We start from the raw sequence: 15,508 nt of genomic DNA, 5'->3' as shown, positions 1-15,508 counted from the left end.
AGTATCCTGGGATCATGACCGTCTCACCACGCAGCATCACCGTTCTCGGCAGTACTGGCAGTATCGGCTGCTCGACGATCGATCTCCTGCTGGCAGAACCGGCACGTTTCCAGATCCGGGCCCTTGTTGGTGGGCGCAATGTTGCCTTGCTGGCAGAGCAGGCAATCGCCCTGCATGCGGAAATTGCCGTCATCAACGACGAATCCCTGCTGGAGGAACTGCGCGACCGGTTGAAAGGGAGCGGCGTCCAAGCGGCGGGTGGACGCAAGGCGGTCATCGAAGCCGCTGCCATGGAGGCCGACTGGACGATGGCCGCCATTACCGGGGCCGCAGGGCTTGAGCCAACCCTCGCAGCGACACGGAATGGCCGCGCTATCGCGCTCGCCAACAAGGAGGCGCTCGTCAGCGCCGGTGACGTCATGCTGCGTGAGGTTGCGGCAGCAGGGGCGACCCTTCTTCCTGTTGATTCCGAACATAACGCCATCTTCCAGAGCCTGACAGGCAGCCCGATCGAGAGCGTCGAGAAGATCGTGCTGACCGCGTCCGGCGGGCCGTTCCGTTGTGCCTCGATTGAAACCATGCGTGCCGCCACACCGGAACATGCGCTCAAGCATCCGACGTGGAGCATGGGGGCCAAGATCACGATCGACTCTGCCTCGATGGCCAATAAGGGACTCGAAGTGATCGAGGCCGCCCGCATCTTCGGCCTGAGCAACGAACAGATCGACGTGCTGGTTCATCCCCAATCAGCTGTTCATGGCATGGTGCAGTTCCGCGACGGCAGCCTTATTGCGCAGCTCGGTGCGCCCGATATGCGCGTGCCCATCGCCAACACCCTAGCCTGGCCCGAACGTATGCAGACCAACGCGCCGCGTCTCGATCTGGCGGCGCTTGCCCGTCTGGATTTCGAAGCGCCAGACGAGGTGCGTTTCCCCGCACTGCGTCTGGCCCGTGAGGCCCTTTGTGCCGGGGCGGCCTCCCCCACCATTTTCTCTGCGGCCAACGAAATCGCCGTCGAGGCCTTCCTCGGCCGTCGTATCGGGTTCCTCGGGATCGGGGACACGATAGCCTATGCCATGGAAAAGCTTGGGGCTCCCAAGCTCGATACCCTTGATGAGGTGCTGCACTGGGATGCAGAAGCCCGTCGCGTAGCCGAGGCCTTCGTATCGCGCGAGCGCAGCAATTCCCTGAACGGTGCGGAGACGCTCCATGCATGAATTCGCGGTGACGATTCTTGCTTTCGCCCTCATCCTGGGGGTGCTCGTTTTCGTTCACGAGATGGGGCATTACCTTGCCGCGCGCTGGCGCGGTGTGAAGGTCGATACGTTCTCGATCGGCTTCGGGCCTGCGCTTTATCGCTGGCATGACCGCACGGGCACGGAATGGCGTATCTCGGCCGTTCCACTTGGTGGTTTCGTCAAGCCGCATGGGTTTGAAGACCCCGAGGATGCAACGCCTGAGCAAAAGGCGGCGTGGGTCCCAGGTCAGACGTTCCACGACAAACCAGTCGGCTCGCGCATGTTGGTGATCGTCATGGGCCCGGTATTCAACTTTGTTTTCGCGATCCTGCTTTTTACGGTGCTGTATATCTCGGTCGGCAAACCCGAGTTGAAGAACGAAGTCTCGCAGGTTGTGCCGCATAGCGCCGCGGAAAAGGCCGGATTGCAGAAGGGTGACGTGATTACCCGGCTGGGATCGCTGGATGTGTTCAATTTTGCCGATATCCAGGCGCATGCCGTGAAGATGCCGGGCGAGAGCACGACGCTCGGGATTCATCGCGGTGACCAGGACCTCAGCCTCCCCATCACCCTGGACCGCGTTCCGGGCAAGCTGGGTGCCCCGGACACGGGCAGCATCGGCATCATGGCACAGTTGGTGCCTGGCAAGCCGATGGGTTTTGCAAGCGCTGTTACGGCAGGGCTGCATGAAACCTGGCTGGTCTCGGTGCAGACATTACAGGGCGTCTGGCAGATCATTACGGGTCATCGCAGTGCGCGAGAGCTTGGTGGGACGATCCGGATTGCCCAGCTCTCAGGGCAGGTGGCCCATTACGGCTTTGCCAGCATCCTGTCTTTCATGGCGCTTTTGTCCATCAATCTGGGCCTGATCAATCTCTTTCCCATCCCACTGCTCGACGGTGGGCGGCTCGTCTTTTACGCGGCTGAGGCTGTGCGGGGGAAACCTGTCTCACGCAAGGTACAGGAAATCAGCTATCAGGCCGGGTTCGCCATCATTGCTGCGCTGTTCCTGTTTTCTACCTTCAACGACCTATCGAATCTTGGTCTGTTTCGCTAGGAAAACGCTGGAAGTGCCTGTCACTGACACAGAGTGTTACGACACTTCATGTGGCAGGACGCTTGCTCAGGGGGGCTAAACCGGATACGTCCGGATGAAGTGGGCCAGCTGCGGAGTAGTCGCTTCGTTGCGGAAATTTAAATTGTCTGAAATAAACCTTCACGTCGGGTTGATGAAGTTAAGGAACGTCCGTCTTGTCAGGTAAACGCCTCGTTCTCCTTGCTTCGGTCTGCATACTCCCTGTTTGGGCAGGGAAGGCCGAGGCTCAGAAAACCCGCCGTCCTTCGCATCACCAGGCAGCCGCATCGCGGCAGGCCAATGGGCAGATGATCGAGGCGATCGACGTGAAGGGTAACACCCGCATCGAAACCAGCACCGTGCTGTCCTATATGGTGGTGCAGCCCGGTGACCGTTTCAACCAGGACGATCTCGATCGTTCGCTCAAGACGCTGTATGCGACCGGCCTGTTCAAGGACGTGACGCTGCGTCGCACGGGCGGCACGCTGACCGTGGACCTGATTGAGAACCCTATTGTCAATCGCATCGCCTTCGAGGGCAATCATGCGGTTAAGGACGAGGATCTGCGCAAGGAAATCGCCATGCGACCGCGCGCCGTGTTCTCCTCGCAGGCGGCTGCGGCTGATCGTCAGAAGCTGCTCGATCTCTATGCCTCGAAGGCCCGTTTCGGCGCGACCGTTACGCCGCAGATCATCAAGCTGTCGCATAACCGTGTCGATGTGATCTTCAAGATCAACGAAGCGCGCCAGACCCTGATCAACAAGGTCGTGTTCGTCGGCAACAAGGCGTTCAGTGAAGCCCGTCTGGCCTCTGTGATCTCGTCCAAGGAGACAGAGTGGTATCGCTTCTTCTCCTCATCGGACGAGTATAACCCTGAGCGTGTGAAGTACGATGCCGAATTGCTGCGTCGCTTCTATCTGCATAATGGTTATGTCGATTTCCACATGATCAATGCGACGGGTGAACTCTCACCTGACCGCAAGAACTTCATCATCACCTTCACGGTGGATGAGGGGCCGCGATACCGCATTGGCAAGATGGATGTGCGTTCCAGCCTTCGTCACGTCGAAGGAAAGGATCTCAAGCAGTACATCGATCTGTTCCCGCATCAGTGGTACGATGGCACTGCCATCCAGAACAACGTGACGGGTATGCAGGAGCGTCTGCAGGCGACAGGCCATCCGTTTGCGATGGTTCGTTCCGAAATTGCCCGCAATCCTGAAAAGCGCATTGTCGATCTGCTGTTCGATGTGAACGAAGGACCGCATGTCTATGTCGAGCGCATCGACATCAACGGCAACACGGTGACCAAGGACAAGGTCATCCGTCGTGCGCTGCCTATGGCAGAGGGCGACCCGTACACCCCGTTCGATCGCAAGTACTCAAAGGCTGCGCTTCAGGATCTCGGCTATTTCAGCACGGTTTCCGTCGATCAGACCCAGGGTTCGGCACCGGACAAGGTGAACGTTGCGGCGAACGTGGTTGAGAAGCCGACCGGCGAATTTTCGCTTGGTGGTGGTTACTCGACTGACGTTGGTATTCTCGGTAACGGCTCGGTCAAGCAGCATAACCTGCTTGGCACGGGCATGGATGCCGGCATCTCCGGAACGGTTGCGTATTATCAGAAACAGGTCGATCTCTCGCTGACCGATCCCTACTTCCTGAACCGCAATATCGTTGCTGGTATCGATATCTTCGGTATCGAAAACAACTATCAGACCTATCAGTCCTATAAAGAGGGCCGTTACGGTATGACGCTGCGCATGGGGTATTCGTATAACAACTACCTCTCGCAATCCTGGAGCTACTCGCTGATCGATCGTCGCGTCGGCAACATCTTCAGCCAGAGCGATATTGCGACCTACGGCTATCAGTATGTGCCGTCCTATTATGTGCAGGATTCGGCAGGCTGGTCGCTGCTCTCGCAGCTGAGCACCACGCTCACCTATGACCGTCGCGATAACCGCATGCGTCCGCGCAAAGGCTATGTGCTGAACCTGAGCGGCGATTTCGCCGGCGTGGGCGGCGACGTGAAGTATCTGCGCGCCAAGTTCGATGGCCAGTATTATGTGCCGCTCGATTCCGTGACCGGTAACCATGACTGGGGCCTGCAGTTCAAGGGCGGCGTCGGCTATATGGGCGACTGGTCCAAGAGCAGCAATGTCAGCATCATCGACAACTTCTATCTTGGTGGTGAAAACCTGCGCGGCTTCCTGCAGGGTGGTGCCGGTCCGCGTACGGGTCATACAAGTATCGATAACCCGCTACCGGGTCAGGAAGATCTGATCGGTGGTCGCTTCATCTACACGGCGTCTGCCCAGCTTAACTTCCCGCTGCCCATGGGTGAGGATGTCGGGATTTCCGGACGTTACTTCGTCGATGCCGGTAGCCTTGCAGGGCTGCGCGTAAAGAATCTCTACACCAACCCGACGCAGGCCAAATACACGCCTGTCACGGGTAACACGCTCACACCGCGTGTTACCACGGGTCTTGGTATTTCCTGGAAAAGCCCGTTTGGCCTCGTAAATATCGACGCCGCCGTGCCGATCCGCAAGTCGCGCAACGACCGTCTCTACCCGATCCGTTTCGGCTTCGGGCAGCAATTCTGATCTCCGCTTACCGCTCTGTGCTATCGCCCGCCAAGAAGGCGATAGCCACCCGGTCTTGAACAGAGGTTTCCATGTCCATTTTCTCGGCAGCCCGTTTCGTGGCTGCTTCGGCACTGCTCGCTTCCGTCAGCCTGCCGAGCCTGGCCCAGGCACAATCTGCCCAGAACGCCTCCGGCAATGGTGGCTGGTTCGTCCCCAAGACGGCCCAGCAGCCGGCTCCTGCCGCGCCGCATCCGGTTCGTCGCGTTCCTGTCGCGCAGCCTATGGCGCAGGATGCTGATGAGCCGATGCAGCAGCCGGAAACACCGCCCGTTCTGCCGCAGCCCCCTATTCCTGACTCGCCCGATCTGCCCAAGGCTGCACCGCCGCCGGCCGCCCTGCTCGGTGTGATCAGCATTCCGACCGTCATGCGTCTCTCGAGCGCGGCCGCCGAGGCGCAGCGTGTTCTGGGCGAGCGCCGCGACAAGCTCGCCGCTGCCGCCCAGAAGGAGCAGGCTGGCTGGCGTGCCGAGCAGCAGAAGCTGCAGGAAAGCGCGCGCACGCTGACTTCAGAGCAGATCCAGCTGCGTGAGCGTCATTTGCAGGAGCGTCGCGCCAAGGCGCAGCGTGATTTTGCCAATCGCGCCCGGATTATTCAGGAAGCAGCCAATGTTTCCCTGAACCAGATCGAGCGTGAGCTGGTTCGTATCGTGCGTCAGGTTGCTGCATCCCACAGCATGAACCTCGTTCTGCATAGCGAACAGGTCGCCCTGCATGTCGATGGTCAGGACATCACGGAAGAGACAGCCAAGGTTCTGAATAAGGTTCTGCCGCACGTCTTCATCCCTGCTGAGGATGTCGATCCTGAAGTGCTGGCAAAGTCCGGCAAGATGCCGACCACTGCGGATGAGGATACGAACTCGCAAGTTGGCCCCGGTCCCGCCGCACCGCCGGCGGCTGCTGCGCCGCAAGCCGCTCCTGCTTCTATCCTCAGAAAGCACTGATCTGTCATGACGCTTTCCCTGCCAGACGCTCTCCCCGGCGATCCCCGCTTCTTCGGGCGTCAGGGACCGTTCTCGATCCGGTCGCTTGCCGAGTGGGCGGATGCCGAGATCGTGGGGCAGGGTGAGGCGGGTCAGCGCATGTTGCGTGGTGTGGCGCCTCTTCAGGCGGCCACCGCGCAGGAAGTGAGCTTTCTGGATAACAGGCGCTATCTTCCGCTCCTGGCGGAAACCAAGGCTGGTGCCGTCATTCTTGCGCCGGCGTTCAAGGACAAGCTTCCAGAGGGCGTTGTCGGGCTGATCAGCAAGTCACCTTACCTCGCCTGGGCTCGTATCGCCGCCCGTTTCCACCCGGTGCCCCCATCGCGTCCCGGCGTACACGCGACAGCGTTTGTCGATGAAAGCGCTGTCCTGGGAGAGGGTGTCGAGATTGGCCCGTTCGCAACGATTGGCGCCAATGTGCAGATCGGGGCAGGGAGCGTCATCGGTCCTCACGCAGATGTGGCGCAGGGTGTCGTGATTGGCGCATCGTGCCGCATCGGCGCGCATGTCTCACTGTCTCATGCCATTCTCGATGATCGTGTCACCCTTTATCCGGGTACGCGTATTGGACAGGATGGCTTCGGCTTTGCTGTCGGACCGGCCGGGTTCGAGACCGTTCCACAGCTGGGGCGCGTCATTCTGGGTCATGATGTCGAGATTGGCGCGAACTCGACCATTGACCGTGGTTCCATGCGCGACACGGTAATCGGAGCAGGAACGCGCATCGATAATCTTGTCCAGATCGGCCATAATGCTCAGCTCGGTCGCTGCTGTATCGTGGTGTCGCAGGCTGGCATTTCTGGTTCGACAGAACTGGGTGATTTCGTCACGATTGCTGCTCAGGCTGGTCTGATCGGGCATATCAAGATTGGTGAAAAGGCCCGTATCGGCGCACAATGTGGCGTGATGTCGGATGTTGAGGCCGGTGCGGATGTCATTGGAAGTCCCGCCATGCCTTTCCGCGAGTTCTTCCGCAATGTCGCTTTTCTGCGCAGACTGGCGAAGAAGGACGGCAAGCCTGACGCCTGAGCACGACCGGTCGGGCAGTGGTCATGACTACAGAGTTTTGCTAGAAGCAGGCGGACACGTTAAACCTGTTGTCATGTAACTGACAATTGGGCGCGGTTGGCAGGGCCGACCCGCTCAGGAACGAGAAGTGAGCAGAACATTGGACGCCTCTGCGGAAGAGAAAAACAAGGAAGTAACGGCGCAGGCCGGCACGGCTGACAACGGCGCAGCCGAGGTCGCGACAGTGGATATCGAGGCTATCGATATCATGCGTATCATGGCCGCTATCCCGCATCGCTATCCCTTCCTGATGATCGACAAGATGGTCGATATCAAGCTTGGTGAGTCGGCGACCGGCATCAAGAACGTTACGATCAACGAGCCTTTCTTCACCGGGCATTTCCCGGCGCAGCCCGTCATGCCGGGCGTGCTCATTGTCGAGGCCATGGCTCAGACAGCGGCGACGCTGGTCGTGCTCACACTGGGTGAGGCTTTTGAAGGCAAGCTCGTCTATTTCATGACGATCGAGGGTGCCAAGTTCCGCCGGCCGGTCGGCCCCGGTGACCAGCTGCACATCACTGTCGTGAAGGAGCGTGCCCGAGCCAATGTGTGGCGCTTCAAGGGTGTCGCACGCGTCGATGGCGTGTCGGTTGCCGAGGCGACCTTCAGCGCCATGATCATGGGTTAAAACAGCTTCGTGGATCGTTCCGTGTCAAATTGGCCCAGCACTGTCAGCATTCATCCCAGCGCCCTGGTCGCACCCGAGGCGATACTGGGGGAGAATGTCACCATCGGGCCCTGGTGTTCCGTTGGCCCCGATGTCTCGATCGGCGAGGGGGCCCGCCTTCATGCCAATGTCATCATCGACGGGTTGACCGAGATCGGTGCGCGGGTTGAAGTCTTCCCCTTCGTGACGATCGGTCTTGCGCCGCAGGACCTCAAATACAAGGGCGAGCCGACACGCTGCGTGATTGGCGCCCATACCGTCATTCGTGAAAACGTGACAATCCATCGCGGCACGGCACAAGGAACGGCGCTTACCCAAATCGGCTCGCACTGTCTGATCATGGCGAATGCCCATGTCGCGCATGACTGCATGATCGGTGATGGCGTGATCATCGTGAACAATGTGGTCATGGGCGGTCATGTCGAGATTGGCGATGGCGCCCGTGTCATGGGGGCGGCTGCGCTGCACCAGTTCGTGCGTATCGGTCGCGGTGCGCTGGTTGGTGGCGTATGCGGCGTCGAAGCTGACGTCATTCCCTATGGCAGTGTGCTTGGTAACCGGGCGCGTCTCGTAGGATTGCATTGGATCTGGCTGCGCCGCCAGGGCGTCAGCGCCGAGGAAATCCAGCAGATGCGTCGCGCTTTCCGCATTCTTTACCCGCGCACTGGCCGCAATGAGCAGGTGCTCGAAGCCCGTCTTGCGGCTGTGAAGCGTGACTTTCCTGACAGCCCTCGTGTGCAGGAAATCATCGCTTTCATGGAAGTCCAGAGCCGGCGTGGTCTCGTCCGCGCCGCCAGCCCTGCGCAGCTCTCCGCCGAGACGGAGGGCGTGTGACTGCCGCACCGGTCGGCATTCTGGCAGGGGGTGGTCCGCTCCCTTTCCAGGTGGCCGATTCAGTGCGCGCCCAGGGAGGCGAGGTTTTTATCATCGGGTTTCAGGACTTTGTTGATCCCGATCTGATCCGTGCCTGGCCACATCGTATCATCCGTCTGGCTGCGGCGGGCGAAATTCTCTCCACACTTCGTGCTGCCGGTTGCCGCGATATCGTGCTTATCGGCCCGGTAAAGCGACCGGCCCTGCGTGATCTGCGCCCCGACGCGGAAGGTGCGCGTCTGCTCGCGCGGGTTGGGCGCGCGCTCTTCTCCGGTGATGACGGATTGCTCGGCGCGCTCGTGCGGATTTTCGGTGAAGAGGGCTTTCGCGTCCGTGGCGCCCATGAATTTCTGACCCGATCGCTCGGTCGCCCCGGTGCCATGGGGCAATACGCGCCGGATGATCTTGCACTGAGCGATATCAGACGCGGTGTTGCTGTCGTGCGTGGGCTGGGTGCGCTGGATATCGGGCAGGGGTGCATCGTGCAGGATAGCCTCGTTCTTGCTGTTGAGGCTATCGAAGGGACGGATGCCATGATTGCGCGGGCAGGGGGGCTGCGCCAGCCTGGCCCCGGTGGCGTGCTGGTGAAGATGCTGAAACCCGGCCAGGAAAAGCGGGCCGACATGCCGACGATTGGCCCTCAAACTATCCGGAACGCCGCCACTGCCGGATTGCGTGGCATCGCGTTCGAGACGGGAGGCACCCTTCTGACGGATCCGGCCGCTTGCGAGGCAACCGCCGACCGCTCAGGTCTGTTTCTCTATGGTCTGAGCCCGGCCGAACTGCTGGGCGCTGACTGATCATCCTGTCCGGTGTGCTGCGCATTCCGGACCCAACTGCCCGGGAGAGCCACAATGGCAAGCTATCTGCACACGATGATACGCGTTCAGGATCTCGATAAGAGCGTTGCTTTCTACAAAATTCTGGGGATGCGTGAGATCCGTCGTCGCGAAGTGCCCGATGGTCGCTACACGCTGGTCTATATGGGGTTCAACGACAACGCCCATGGTGAGGCGGAAGTTGAGCTCACCTATAACTGGGATCAGGAAGGTCCTTACGAGCTCGGGACGGGCTTCGGGCATTTTGCGATCGGCGTGCCTGATGCGGCCCGTACCGTCGAGACGGTCCGAAGCAATGGCGGCAAGGTCACGCGCGAAGCTGGGCCAGTCAAGTTCGGCACAACAATCATCGCCTTCGTTGAAGATCCCGATGGCTACAAGATCGAGATCATCCAGAAGGACACGTTCTGAGGGAAAGATCGGGCGGGCGCATGACTCACCCGCCTTGCGCCTCGCCCGGACATGGGGCGGGGCGTCTGGTGACCCTAGTTCGCCACGCGCGAGCGCTTGAGGCGTTCGGTCGCCTTTTCCAGTGCTTTGACGATGCTGGCGGCGTGCCGTTTGACTGTCTCGTCACCATGCGACGTCAGCAGGTCGGCAGCGAGAAGGGCAGTCGCCAGATCGTTGCGCAGATCATGACGAAGCCTTTTCAGTCTCGCTTCGGCATCGGTTGGTGGCGTTTCATCGCGCAGTGTCATGGTCAGACTCCTTGATTTGATTGACAGCGCAGTTTCAGGCCCGTAAAAGCCCGCGCACAGAGGAAGATGGCGTCAGCCTTGTGTCGTCTTCTTGTCGGGGGTGAAGCCAGGGGCCTCACCATCATTCATTGCCTTGAGGAATGACGCCATGAAGCGTACATATCAACCGTCCAAGCTCGTTCGCAAGCGTCGCCACGGCTTCCGTGCACGTATGGAAACCGTCGGTGGCCGTCGCGTCATCAACAACCGTCGCGCCAAGGGCCGCAAGAAGCTCTCGGCCTGACTCCGACTTGGCGGGCCTGCCTCAAAAACTTCGGAAAAGACCCGAATTTCTTCGGGTTGCGAGCCGCGGGCGCAAGGTCGCCACATCGGGGCTCGTGCTTCAGGTTCTGAAGACCGAAGACGAGGCGCCGGCCCGCGTCGGCTACACGGTTACCAAAAAAGTCGGGAACGCCGTTGTGCGTAACCGCACCCGCCGCCGCCTTCGGGCGGCGTTGGCGCATGTGGCGCAGGACCATGCGTTGAGCGCAGTGGATCTGGTGCTCATTGGCCGCGATTCGACACGTGGCCGGCCCTTCGGCAAGCTGATTGCCGATCTCGAACATGCCTTGAAAAAAGGTCAGGCCCTGTGATCGGCCTGGGCAGAAAGCTTCTGCTTTCGTGCCTGCTCGGCGGTCTGCATGTCTATCGCCGCTATATCAGTCCCCAACTCGGTACGAACTGCCGGTTTCACCCCTCCTGCAGTGCCTATGCCCAGGAGGCGTTGCGCCGACACGGTCTGGTGCGCGGGATATGGTTGACTGTGAAGCGACTGCTGCGCTGTCACCCCTATTGTCGCGGCGGATATGACCCCGTGCCCTGAACGGGGCGGCTTTGGATGGTTGCAAGGGGCTGTAAAACGCCTAATTCACCTCCGCCCTATTGTTTTGTGACCCGATTTCGGTCACTTCAACGGCTGCGACCGTGGCATCCTGCCGCCGGGCGCGCAGAATTGTTTACTTTCATGGAAAGACCGGCACTCGGCTGATGGATATCAAGCGCATCCTGGTGGCAACCAGTCTCTCGCTCGCGATCGTGGTCGGCTTCGATTATTTCGTGCCTCAGCACGCAAAGAAAGATGCTGAAACCCAGACGGCCGGGCAGGTTCAGGGCAAGCAGCCCCGAGCTGATGGCAAGGTTTCGGCCCTGCCTGTCGCCGCGCCGGGCGGCGCACCTGCCAATGGGCCTGCTGTTCCCAACGGACCGGCTGGACGCATTGCCATTGAGGGGCCGGATGCAACCGGATCCTTCAGCCTGCGCGGGGCCCGTTTCGACAATCTGGTGCTCACGCATTATTTCGAGACGCTGGACAAGAATTCGCCGCTCGTTCGCCTCCTGGAGACGGATGAAGGGCCGCAGCCGAGCTTTGTCGAACTGGGCTGGCAGGCGCCATCAGGCTCTACGATACGCCTGCCGGATGCCAATACCGACTGGTCGAGCGATGACAAGACGCTCTCGCCCGACCACCCGGTTTCCATGCAGTGGGATAACGGTCAGGGTCTGATTTTCCGAATTCAGATCAAGCTTGATCGTCGCTATCTTTTCGCGATCACCCAGAGTGTCGAGAACAAGGCCGGTGGGCCGGTTTCTCTCACGCCCTATCAGCGCGTCGAGCGTGATTACAAGCCGCTCGAAACTGGCGGTATGATCGTGCAGGAAGGCCCGCTTTCGGTCATGAATGACCGTCTGGACGAGGAATCCTACAAGACCATGCGCAAGGGCGCTGGCAAGCCCGACAACACCGCCTGGTCGGCTGATGGCGTGGGTGGCTGGGCCGGAATCACCGACAAGTACTGGCTGACGGCCATTATCCCCGACCAGAAGGCTGCGGTGACCGTACGGTATCGCTACGTGCCCAACGCCAAGGAAGGCTCATATATTGTCGATGCGCTCTCGAGCCAGCCGATCCAGATCGCGCCGGGTTCGAATGTTGCCACGACAAGCATGATTTTTGCCGGTGCGAAGGAAGTCAATCTCCTCGACCAGTACACCGACGATCTGCATATTCCCTATTTCTACAAGGCCGTCGATTTCGGCTGGTTTGCGTTCCTGACGCGCCCGATGTTCCATGTGCTGCACTGGCTCTACAGTCATGTCGGCAATTTCGGCATCGCCCTGCTGATCCTGACCCTGATCATCAAGCTGATCCTTTACCCCCTAGCGACGAAATCCTTCGCCTCGATGGCGCGTATGCGCACGCTGGCCCCCCGTATTCAGGCCATTCGTGAGCACAACAAGGGCGATCAGCTGGCGCAGAACCAGCAGATCATGGCGCTCTACAAGGAAGAGGGTGTCAATCCGGCGGGAGGCTGTCTGCCGCTGCTCGTTCAGGCCCCGGTTGCTTTCTGCCTTTACAAGGTGCTGAACATCACCATCGAGATGCGTCACGCGCCCTTCTATGGCTGGATCCGCGATCTGTCAGCGCCCGACCCGACCACCATTTTCAATCTGTTTGGCCTGCTGCCATTCAACCCGAGCTTCATGCCCGAGATGCTCCATATCGGCATCTGGCCCATCCTGTTCGGCTTCACCATCTGGCTGATGCAGCGTCAGAGCATGGTGAGCATGGATCCGGCGCAGCAGAAGATCATGCAGTTCATGCCGGTCATCTATACGATCTTCCTTGGTCGTATCTCGGCAGGTATCATCATTTACTACACATGGAACAACGTACTCAGCTATGGTCAGCAGAAGCTGATCCAGAGCCAGATCGATCGTGCCCAGAAGAAAGGCGGAAAGGCCGTCAGCAAGTCGTGAGCCAGAAAGAAGATCCGACAGTCTTCAGTGACGAGCAGATCGAGGAAGGTCGTCTGCTTTTCGCATCGGAATGCGAATTCTTTTTCGGTGCGCAAAAGCTCGACCAGCTTCCCCCGCTTGCCGGTCCGGAAGTGGCCTTTGCCGGTCGCTCCAATGTGGGCAAGTCAAGCCTCATCAATGCCCTGACCGGACGTAACAGACTGGCCCGCGCCTCTTCCGAGCCGGGACGCACCAAGCAGCTCAATTTCTTCAATCTTGGTGATCGTCTCGCTCTGGTGGACATGCCGGGTTATGGCTTTGCCAAGGCGGCCAAGTCGGTCAAGGAAGAATGGCAGACCATGATGTTTGCCTATCTGCGCGGACGCCCGACGCTCACGCGCGTCTTTCTGCTGCTCGACTCCCGTATCGAGCTGAAGCAGGCAGATCGCGACGTGATGGAAATGCTCGACCGCGCCGCAGTGCTGTTTCAGGTCGTACTGACCAAGGCAGACTCGATGGGGTCGAACAAGCTCAAGGCCAAGATGGCCGAGGTGCAGGCCGTGCTGGCCAAACATGCCGCGGCCTATCCACATATCGCGACCACAAGCAGCGAGACCGGACTGGGCATCGAGACATTGCGTGCCGAGATCGCCCGGCTTATCGCTGGTGCGTCACCTGAGGGGATGCAGGGATGAGTAAGGATATCCCGGAGCTGACGCTTCCGGACATGAGTGATGAGGGGCAGCAGCAGGCGGCTCTTTTGGCCAGCGCATTGCCGTTTCTGCGGCGCTATGCGGGCGATACCATTGTCGTGAAATATGGCGGAAACGCCATGGGCAAGGATCATCTGTCCAGCGCTTTCGGGCGCGATATTGCCCTGCTGAAGCTCGTGGGCATCAACCCCATCGTTGTGCATGGCGGCGGCCCGCAGATCAGCGCCATGCTCAAGCGCCTGAACATCGAATCCCGCTTTGTCGATGGCCTGCGCGTGACCGATCAGGCTGCGATCGACGTGATCGAGATGGTGCTTTCGGGCAGTGTCAACAAGCAGGTGGCCGACCTCATCAATCGCGCCGGGGCTCTGGCTGTCGGCATTTCGGGCAAGGATGGTGGCCTGCTGCAGGCGCGCAAGCTCCTGCATTACTGCCGCGATGCCCGCTCGGGCAATGATGAGGCGCAGGATCTCGGTTTTGTGGGTGAGCCCGTCAAGATCGACCCCCGCGTTCTGTTTTCCCTGCTGGGTTCGGGGCTTATTCCTGTCATCGCACCGGTTGGCGTAGGCGATAAGGGCGAGACCTATAATATCAATGCCGACACGGCGGCTGGTGCCATCGCTGGTAGCGTCAATGCGTCGCGCCTGCTGATGTTGACCGATGTGGCGGGTGTGCTTGACGAAAATGGCAAGCTCATTCCCGAACTGACGGCTGATGAGGCGCGTCGCCGCATTGCCGACGGGTCGATATCGGGTGGCATGATTCCAAAGGTCGAGACCTGTCTCGCTGCGGTCAAGGCAGGTGCCAGTGCGGCTGTGATCCTCGACGGTCGTGTGCCTCATGCCTGCTTGCTGGAGCTTTTCACGCATAAGGGATCAGGCACGCTCATCCGCGCCGCCTGATCACGCGCTTTCATGCGCGAAGTACCAGTCCAGGTTTGCCTCCTGGGCAATCGAGAGAGCCATGCGGGCTCTCTCGAAAAACACATCGAGCGTATCATGCGATCCTGGCTCACGCGTCACGAGCCCGATCTTGACCGAAACAAGCGGATTGGCGCCGGCTGAGCACATATATTTACGACGGCAGATCTGTTCGGCCCGCTCGACCGAGGCAAAGCGGTCTCCGCCATCGAGCCAGAGAACAAAGCTTTCACGATCCAGCTGTCCCATCAGATCTGTCGGGCGTATGGCGCGTTGGAGAAAACTGATGGCGTCACGCACATGGGCGATCTGTTCCACAGCTTCATCGGCCTCGACCGTTTCGCTGGGTGTGTCAAGCAAGCCATGGAAACTTACGAGCATGAGCGTGGCCGGGATCTGCTCGCGGTCCAGCCGTGCAAAACGCCGCTCAACCTTTTCTCGAAACAGCGACCAGACTGGCAGATGGGTCAGCGGGTCGAAGGGAAGGGCACGCAGGAGCGCACGATAGCGATGATCCACCTCGATCATGGCCGCCGCGGTCTGCGCCAGCGTGTTGAGGATACGGCGGCACGATGCCGTGCGCCGGCGCGACATGCGACACCCATAATAGACGACAAGGCCAATCTCTCCCTGATGGCGTATCTCCGCAATGGCCCGCAGACAAAGATTGGTTGTGGTTCTGATGCCGCCCAGACGGCTGCGGAAATCGCCGTCGCGTATCGGCCACGAGTGGAGGATATGGATTTGCGGTTCAGTGGGCGGCGGTATGACGAGAGGGCCTGAGCTCATGATCAGACCGCGCTCTGGGCGCGTGACGAGGCAAAAATGGTCGAAAGCCTGTTTCAGTCCGTCCGGAACCGATATGGCAGAGCGGAGGATTTCGAGAAGTCTGGCTTCAAGAGCTGCCTCTTCTGCATGAGGGTTTTGTCTGCGGCGTGGGGAGGGGAAGGCGCGTGACAGGCGGATACGAGCCGAGCGCATGATGTCGGAAAAAAGGGCGTCCATCATGAT

17 protein-coding genes are annotated in these 15,508 nt (G+C 59.9%); 15 read left to right on the top strand and 2 right to left on the bottom strand.

The features are described from left to right. Positions 1–14 precede the first annotated feature (14 nt). From dxr to gloA, 9 genes are all read left to right on the top strand, one after another. A complete protein-coding gene (dxr, locus tag P5689_RS03000; RefSeq protein ID WP_023978528.1) occupies positions 15–1,217 on the top strand; it encodes a 1-deoxy-D-xylulose-5-phosphate reductoisomerase in 1,203 nt (400 codons plus the stop codon). After that, positions 1,210–2,295 carry an RIP metalloprotease RseP gene (gene rseP, locus P5689_RS02995; protein WP_122050227.1) on the top strand — a complete coding sequence of 362 codons (1,086 nt, stop codon included), beginning with the start codon at positions 1,210–1,212 and terminating at the stop codon, positions 2,293–2,295. The genes dxr and rseP overlap by 8 nt, the downstream gene beginning before the upstream one ends. 194 nt (positions 2,296–2,489) lie before the next feature. Then, a complete protein-coding gene (gene bamA, locus P5689_RS02990) occupies positions 2,490–4,922 on the top strand; it encodes an outer membrane protein assembly factor BamA (protein WP_035443891.1) in 2,433 nt (810 codons plus the stop codon). A gap of 71 nt (positions 4,923–4,993) precedes the next feature. After that, entirely contained in the window at positions 4,994–5,905 is a 912-nt protein-coding gene (locus P5689_RS02985; protein ID WP_285532040.1) for an OmpH family outer membrane protein, read from the top strand. 6 nt (positions 5,906–5,911) lie between these two features. Next, positions 5,912–6,973 (top strand): UDP-3-O-(3-hydroxymyristoyl)glucosamine N-acyltransferase, encoded by a 1,062-nt coding sequence (lpxD, locus tag P5689_RS02980; protein ID WP_285532039.1) that lies wholly within the window; start codon positions 5,912–5,914, stop codon positions 6,971–6,973. A gap of 247 nt (positions 6,974–7,220) precedes the next feature. After that, positions 7,221–7,640: a 3-hydroxyacyl-ACP dehydratase FabZ gene (fabZ, locus tag P5689_RS02975; RefSeq protein WP_031240655.1), complete on the top strand. Its 420-nt coding sequence runs from the start codon at positions 7,221–7,223 to the stop codon at positions 7,638–7,640. A gap of 21 nt (positions 7,641–7,661) precedes the next feature. Next, complete coding sequence (gene lpxA, locus P5689_RS02970; protein WP_122040076.1) at positions 7,662–8,513, top strand: acyl-ACP--UDP-N-acetylglucosamine O-acyltransferase; 852 nt, start codon at positions 7,662–7,664, stop codon at positions 8,511–8,513. Beyond that, positions 8,510–9,352, top strand: a complete 843-nt coding sequence (locus tag P5689_RS02965) for an LpxI family protein (protein WP_285532038.1) — start codon at positions 8,510–8,512, stop codon at positions 9,350–9,352. Before lpxA ends, P5689_RS02965 begins: the two co-directional genes overlap by 4 nt. Positions 9,353–9,406: 54 nt before the next feature. Further along, positions 9,407–9,802, top strand: a complete 396-nt coding sequence (gloA, locus tag P5689_RS02960) for a lactoylglutathione lyase (RefSeq protein ID WP_023978520.1) — start codon at positions 9,407–9,409, stop codon at positions 9,800–9,802. Between the two features lie 74 nt (positions 9,803–9,876). Here the strand turns inward: gloA and P5689_RS02955 are convergent, their stop codons facing one another. Beyond that, positions 9,877–10,089: a hypothetical protein gene (locus P5689_RS02955; protein ID WP_122050224.1), complete on the bottom strand. Its 213-nt coding sequence runs from the start codon at positions 10,087–10,089 to the stop codon at positions 9,877–9,879. Positions 10,090–10,237: 148 nt separating this feature from the next. Between P5689_RS02955 and rpmH the strand changes: the two genes are divergently transcribed. From rpmH to argB, 6 genes are all read left to right on the top strand, one after another. Beyond that, on the top strand, positions 10,238–10,372 hold the full coding sequence (rpmH, locus tag P5689_RS02950) for a 50S ribosomal protein L34 (protein ID WP_023978518.1): 135 nt from the start codon (positions 10,238–10,240) through the stop codon (positions 10,370–10,372). Positions 10,373–10,379: 7 nt separating this feature from the next. Further along, the gene (gene rnpA, locus P5689_RS02945) at positions 10,380–10,721 is read left to right on the top strand and encodes a ribonuclease P protein component (protein WP_285532037.1); all 342 of its coding nucleotides are present in this window, start codon (positions 10,380–10,382) and stop codon (positions 10,719–10,721) included. After that, entirely contained in the window at positions 10,718–10,951 is a 234-nt protein-coding gene (yidD, locus tag P5689_RS02940; protein ID WP_336717216.1) for a membrane protein insertion efficiency factor YidD, read from the top strand. The genes rnpA and yidD overlap by 4 nt, the downstream gene beginning before the upstream one ends. Before the next feature lie 164 nt (positions 10,952–11,115). Then, positions 11,116–12,885, top strand: a complete 1,770-nt coding sequence (gene yidC, locus P5689_RS02935; protein WP_285532036.1) for a membrane protein insertase YidC — start codon at positions 11,116–11,118, stop codon at positions 12,883–12,885. Beyond that, positions 12,882–13,559, top strand: coding sequence for a ribosome biogenesis GTP-binding protein YihA/YsxC (gene yihA / locus P5689_RS02930; RefSeq protein ID WP_285532035.1), 678 nt, complete (start codon positions 12,882–12,884; stop codon positions 13,557–13,559). The genes yidC and yihA overlap by 4 nt, the downstream gene beginning before the upstream one ends. Next, positions 13,556–14,479, top strand: coding sequence for an acetylglutamate kinase (gene argB / locus P5689_RS02925; RefSeq protein WP_031240645.1), 924 nt, complete (start codon positions 13,556–13,558; stop codon positions 14,477–14,479). Before yihA ends, argB begins: the two co-directional genes overlap by 4 nt. Here argB and P5689_RS02920 read toward each other — a convergent pair whose 3' ends face one another. Beyond that, the gene (locus P5689_RS02920; RefSeq protein WP_081866677.1) at positions 14,480–15,505 is read right to left on the bottom strand and encodes a diguanylate cyclase domain-containing protein; all 1,026 of its coding nucleotides are present in this window, start codon (positions 15,503–15,505) and stop codon (positions 14,480–14,482) included. It lies immediately after the preceding gene. Between the last annotated feature and the right edge of the window lie 3 nt (positions 15,506–15,508).

It is taken from the genome of Asaia sp. HumB (assembly GCF_030263835.1).
In the GTDB taxonomy this organism is placed as follows: domain Bacteria; phylum Pseudomonadota; class Alphaproteobacteria; order Acetobacterales; family Acetobacteraceae; genus Asaia; species Asaia bogorensis.
This window is presented reverse-complemented; position numbering and strand designations above follow the sequence as displayed.

What these genes read in the sequence shown, in the direction of transcription:
- dxr (WP_023978528.1), top strand. Translation starts at nt 15, where the DNA reads ATGACCGTCTCACCACGCAGCATCACCGTTCTCGGCAGTACTGGCAGT.
- yidC (WP_285532036.1), top strand. Translation starts at nt 11,116, where the DNA reads ATGGATATCAAGCGCATCCTGGTGGCAACCAGTCTCTCGCTCGCGATC.
- P5689_RS02955 (WP_122050224.1), bottom strand. Translation starts at nt 10,089, where the DNA reads ATGACACTGCGCGATGAAACGCCACCAACCGATGCCGAAGCGAGACTG.
- fabZ (WP_031240655.1), top strand. Translation starts at nt 7,221, where the DNA reads ATGCGTATCATGGCCGCTATCCCGCATCGCTATCCCTTCCTGATGATC.
- P5689_RS02985 (WP_285532040.1), top strand. Translation starts at nt 4,994, where the DNA reads ATGTCCATTTTCTCGGCAGCCCGTTTCGTGGCTGCTTCGGCACTGCTC.
- lpxD (WP_285532039.1), top strand. Translation starts at nt 5,912, where the DNA reads ATGACGCTTTCCCTGCCAGACGCTCTCCCCGGCGATCCCCGCTTCTTC.
- rpmH (WP_023978518.1), top strand. Translation starts at nt 10,238, where the DNA reads ATGAAGCGTACATATCAACCGTCCAAGCTCGTTCGCAAGCGTCGCCAC.
- P5689_RS02920 (WP_081866677.1), bottom strand. Translation starts at nt 15,505, where the DNA reads ATGATGGACGCCCTTTTTTCCGACATCATGCGCTCGGCTCGTATCCGC.
- argB (WP_031240645.1), top strand. Translation starts at nt 13,556, where the DNA reads ATGAGTAAGGATATCCCGGAGCTGACGCTTCCGGACATGAGTGATGAG.
- rseP (WP_122050227.1), top strand. Translation starts at nt 1,210, where the DNA reads ATGCATGAATTCGCGGTGACGATTCTTGCTTTCGCCCTCATCCTGGGG.
- gloA (WP_023978520.1), top strand. Translation starts at nt 9,407, where the DNA reads ATGGCAAGCTATCTGCACACGATGATACGCGTTCAGGATCTCGATAAG.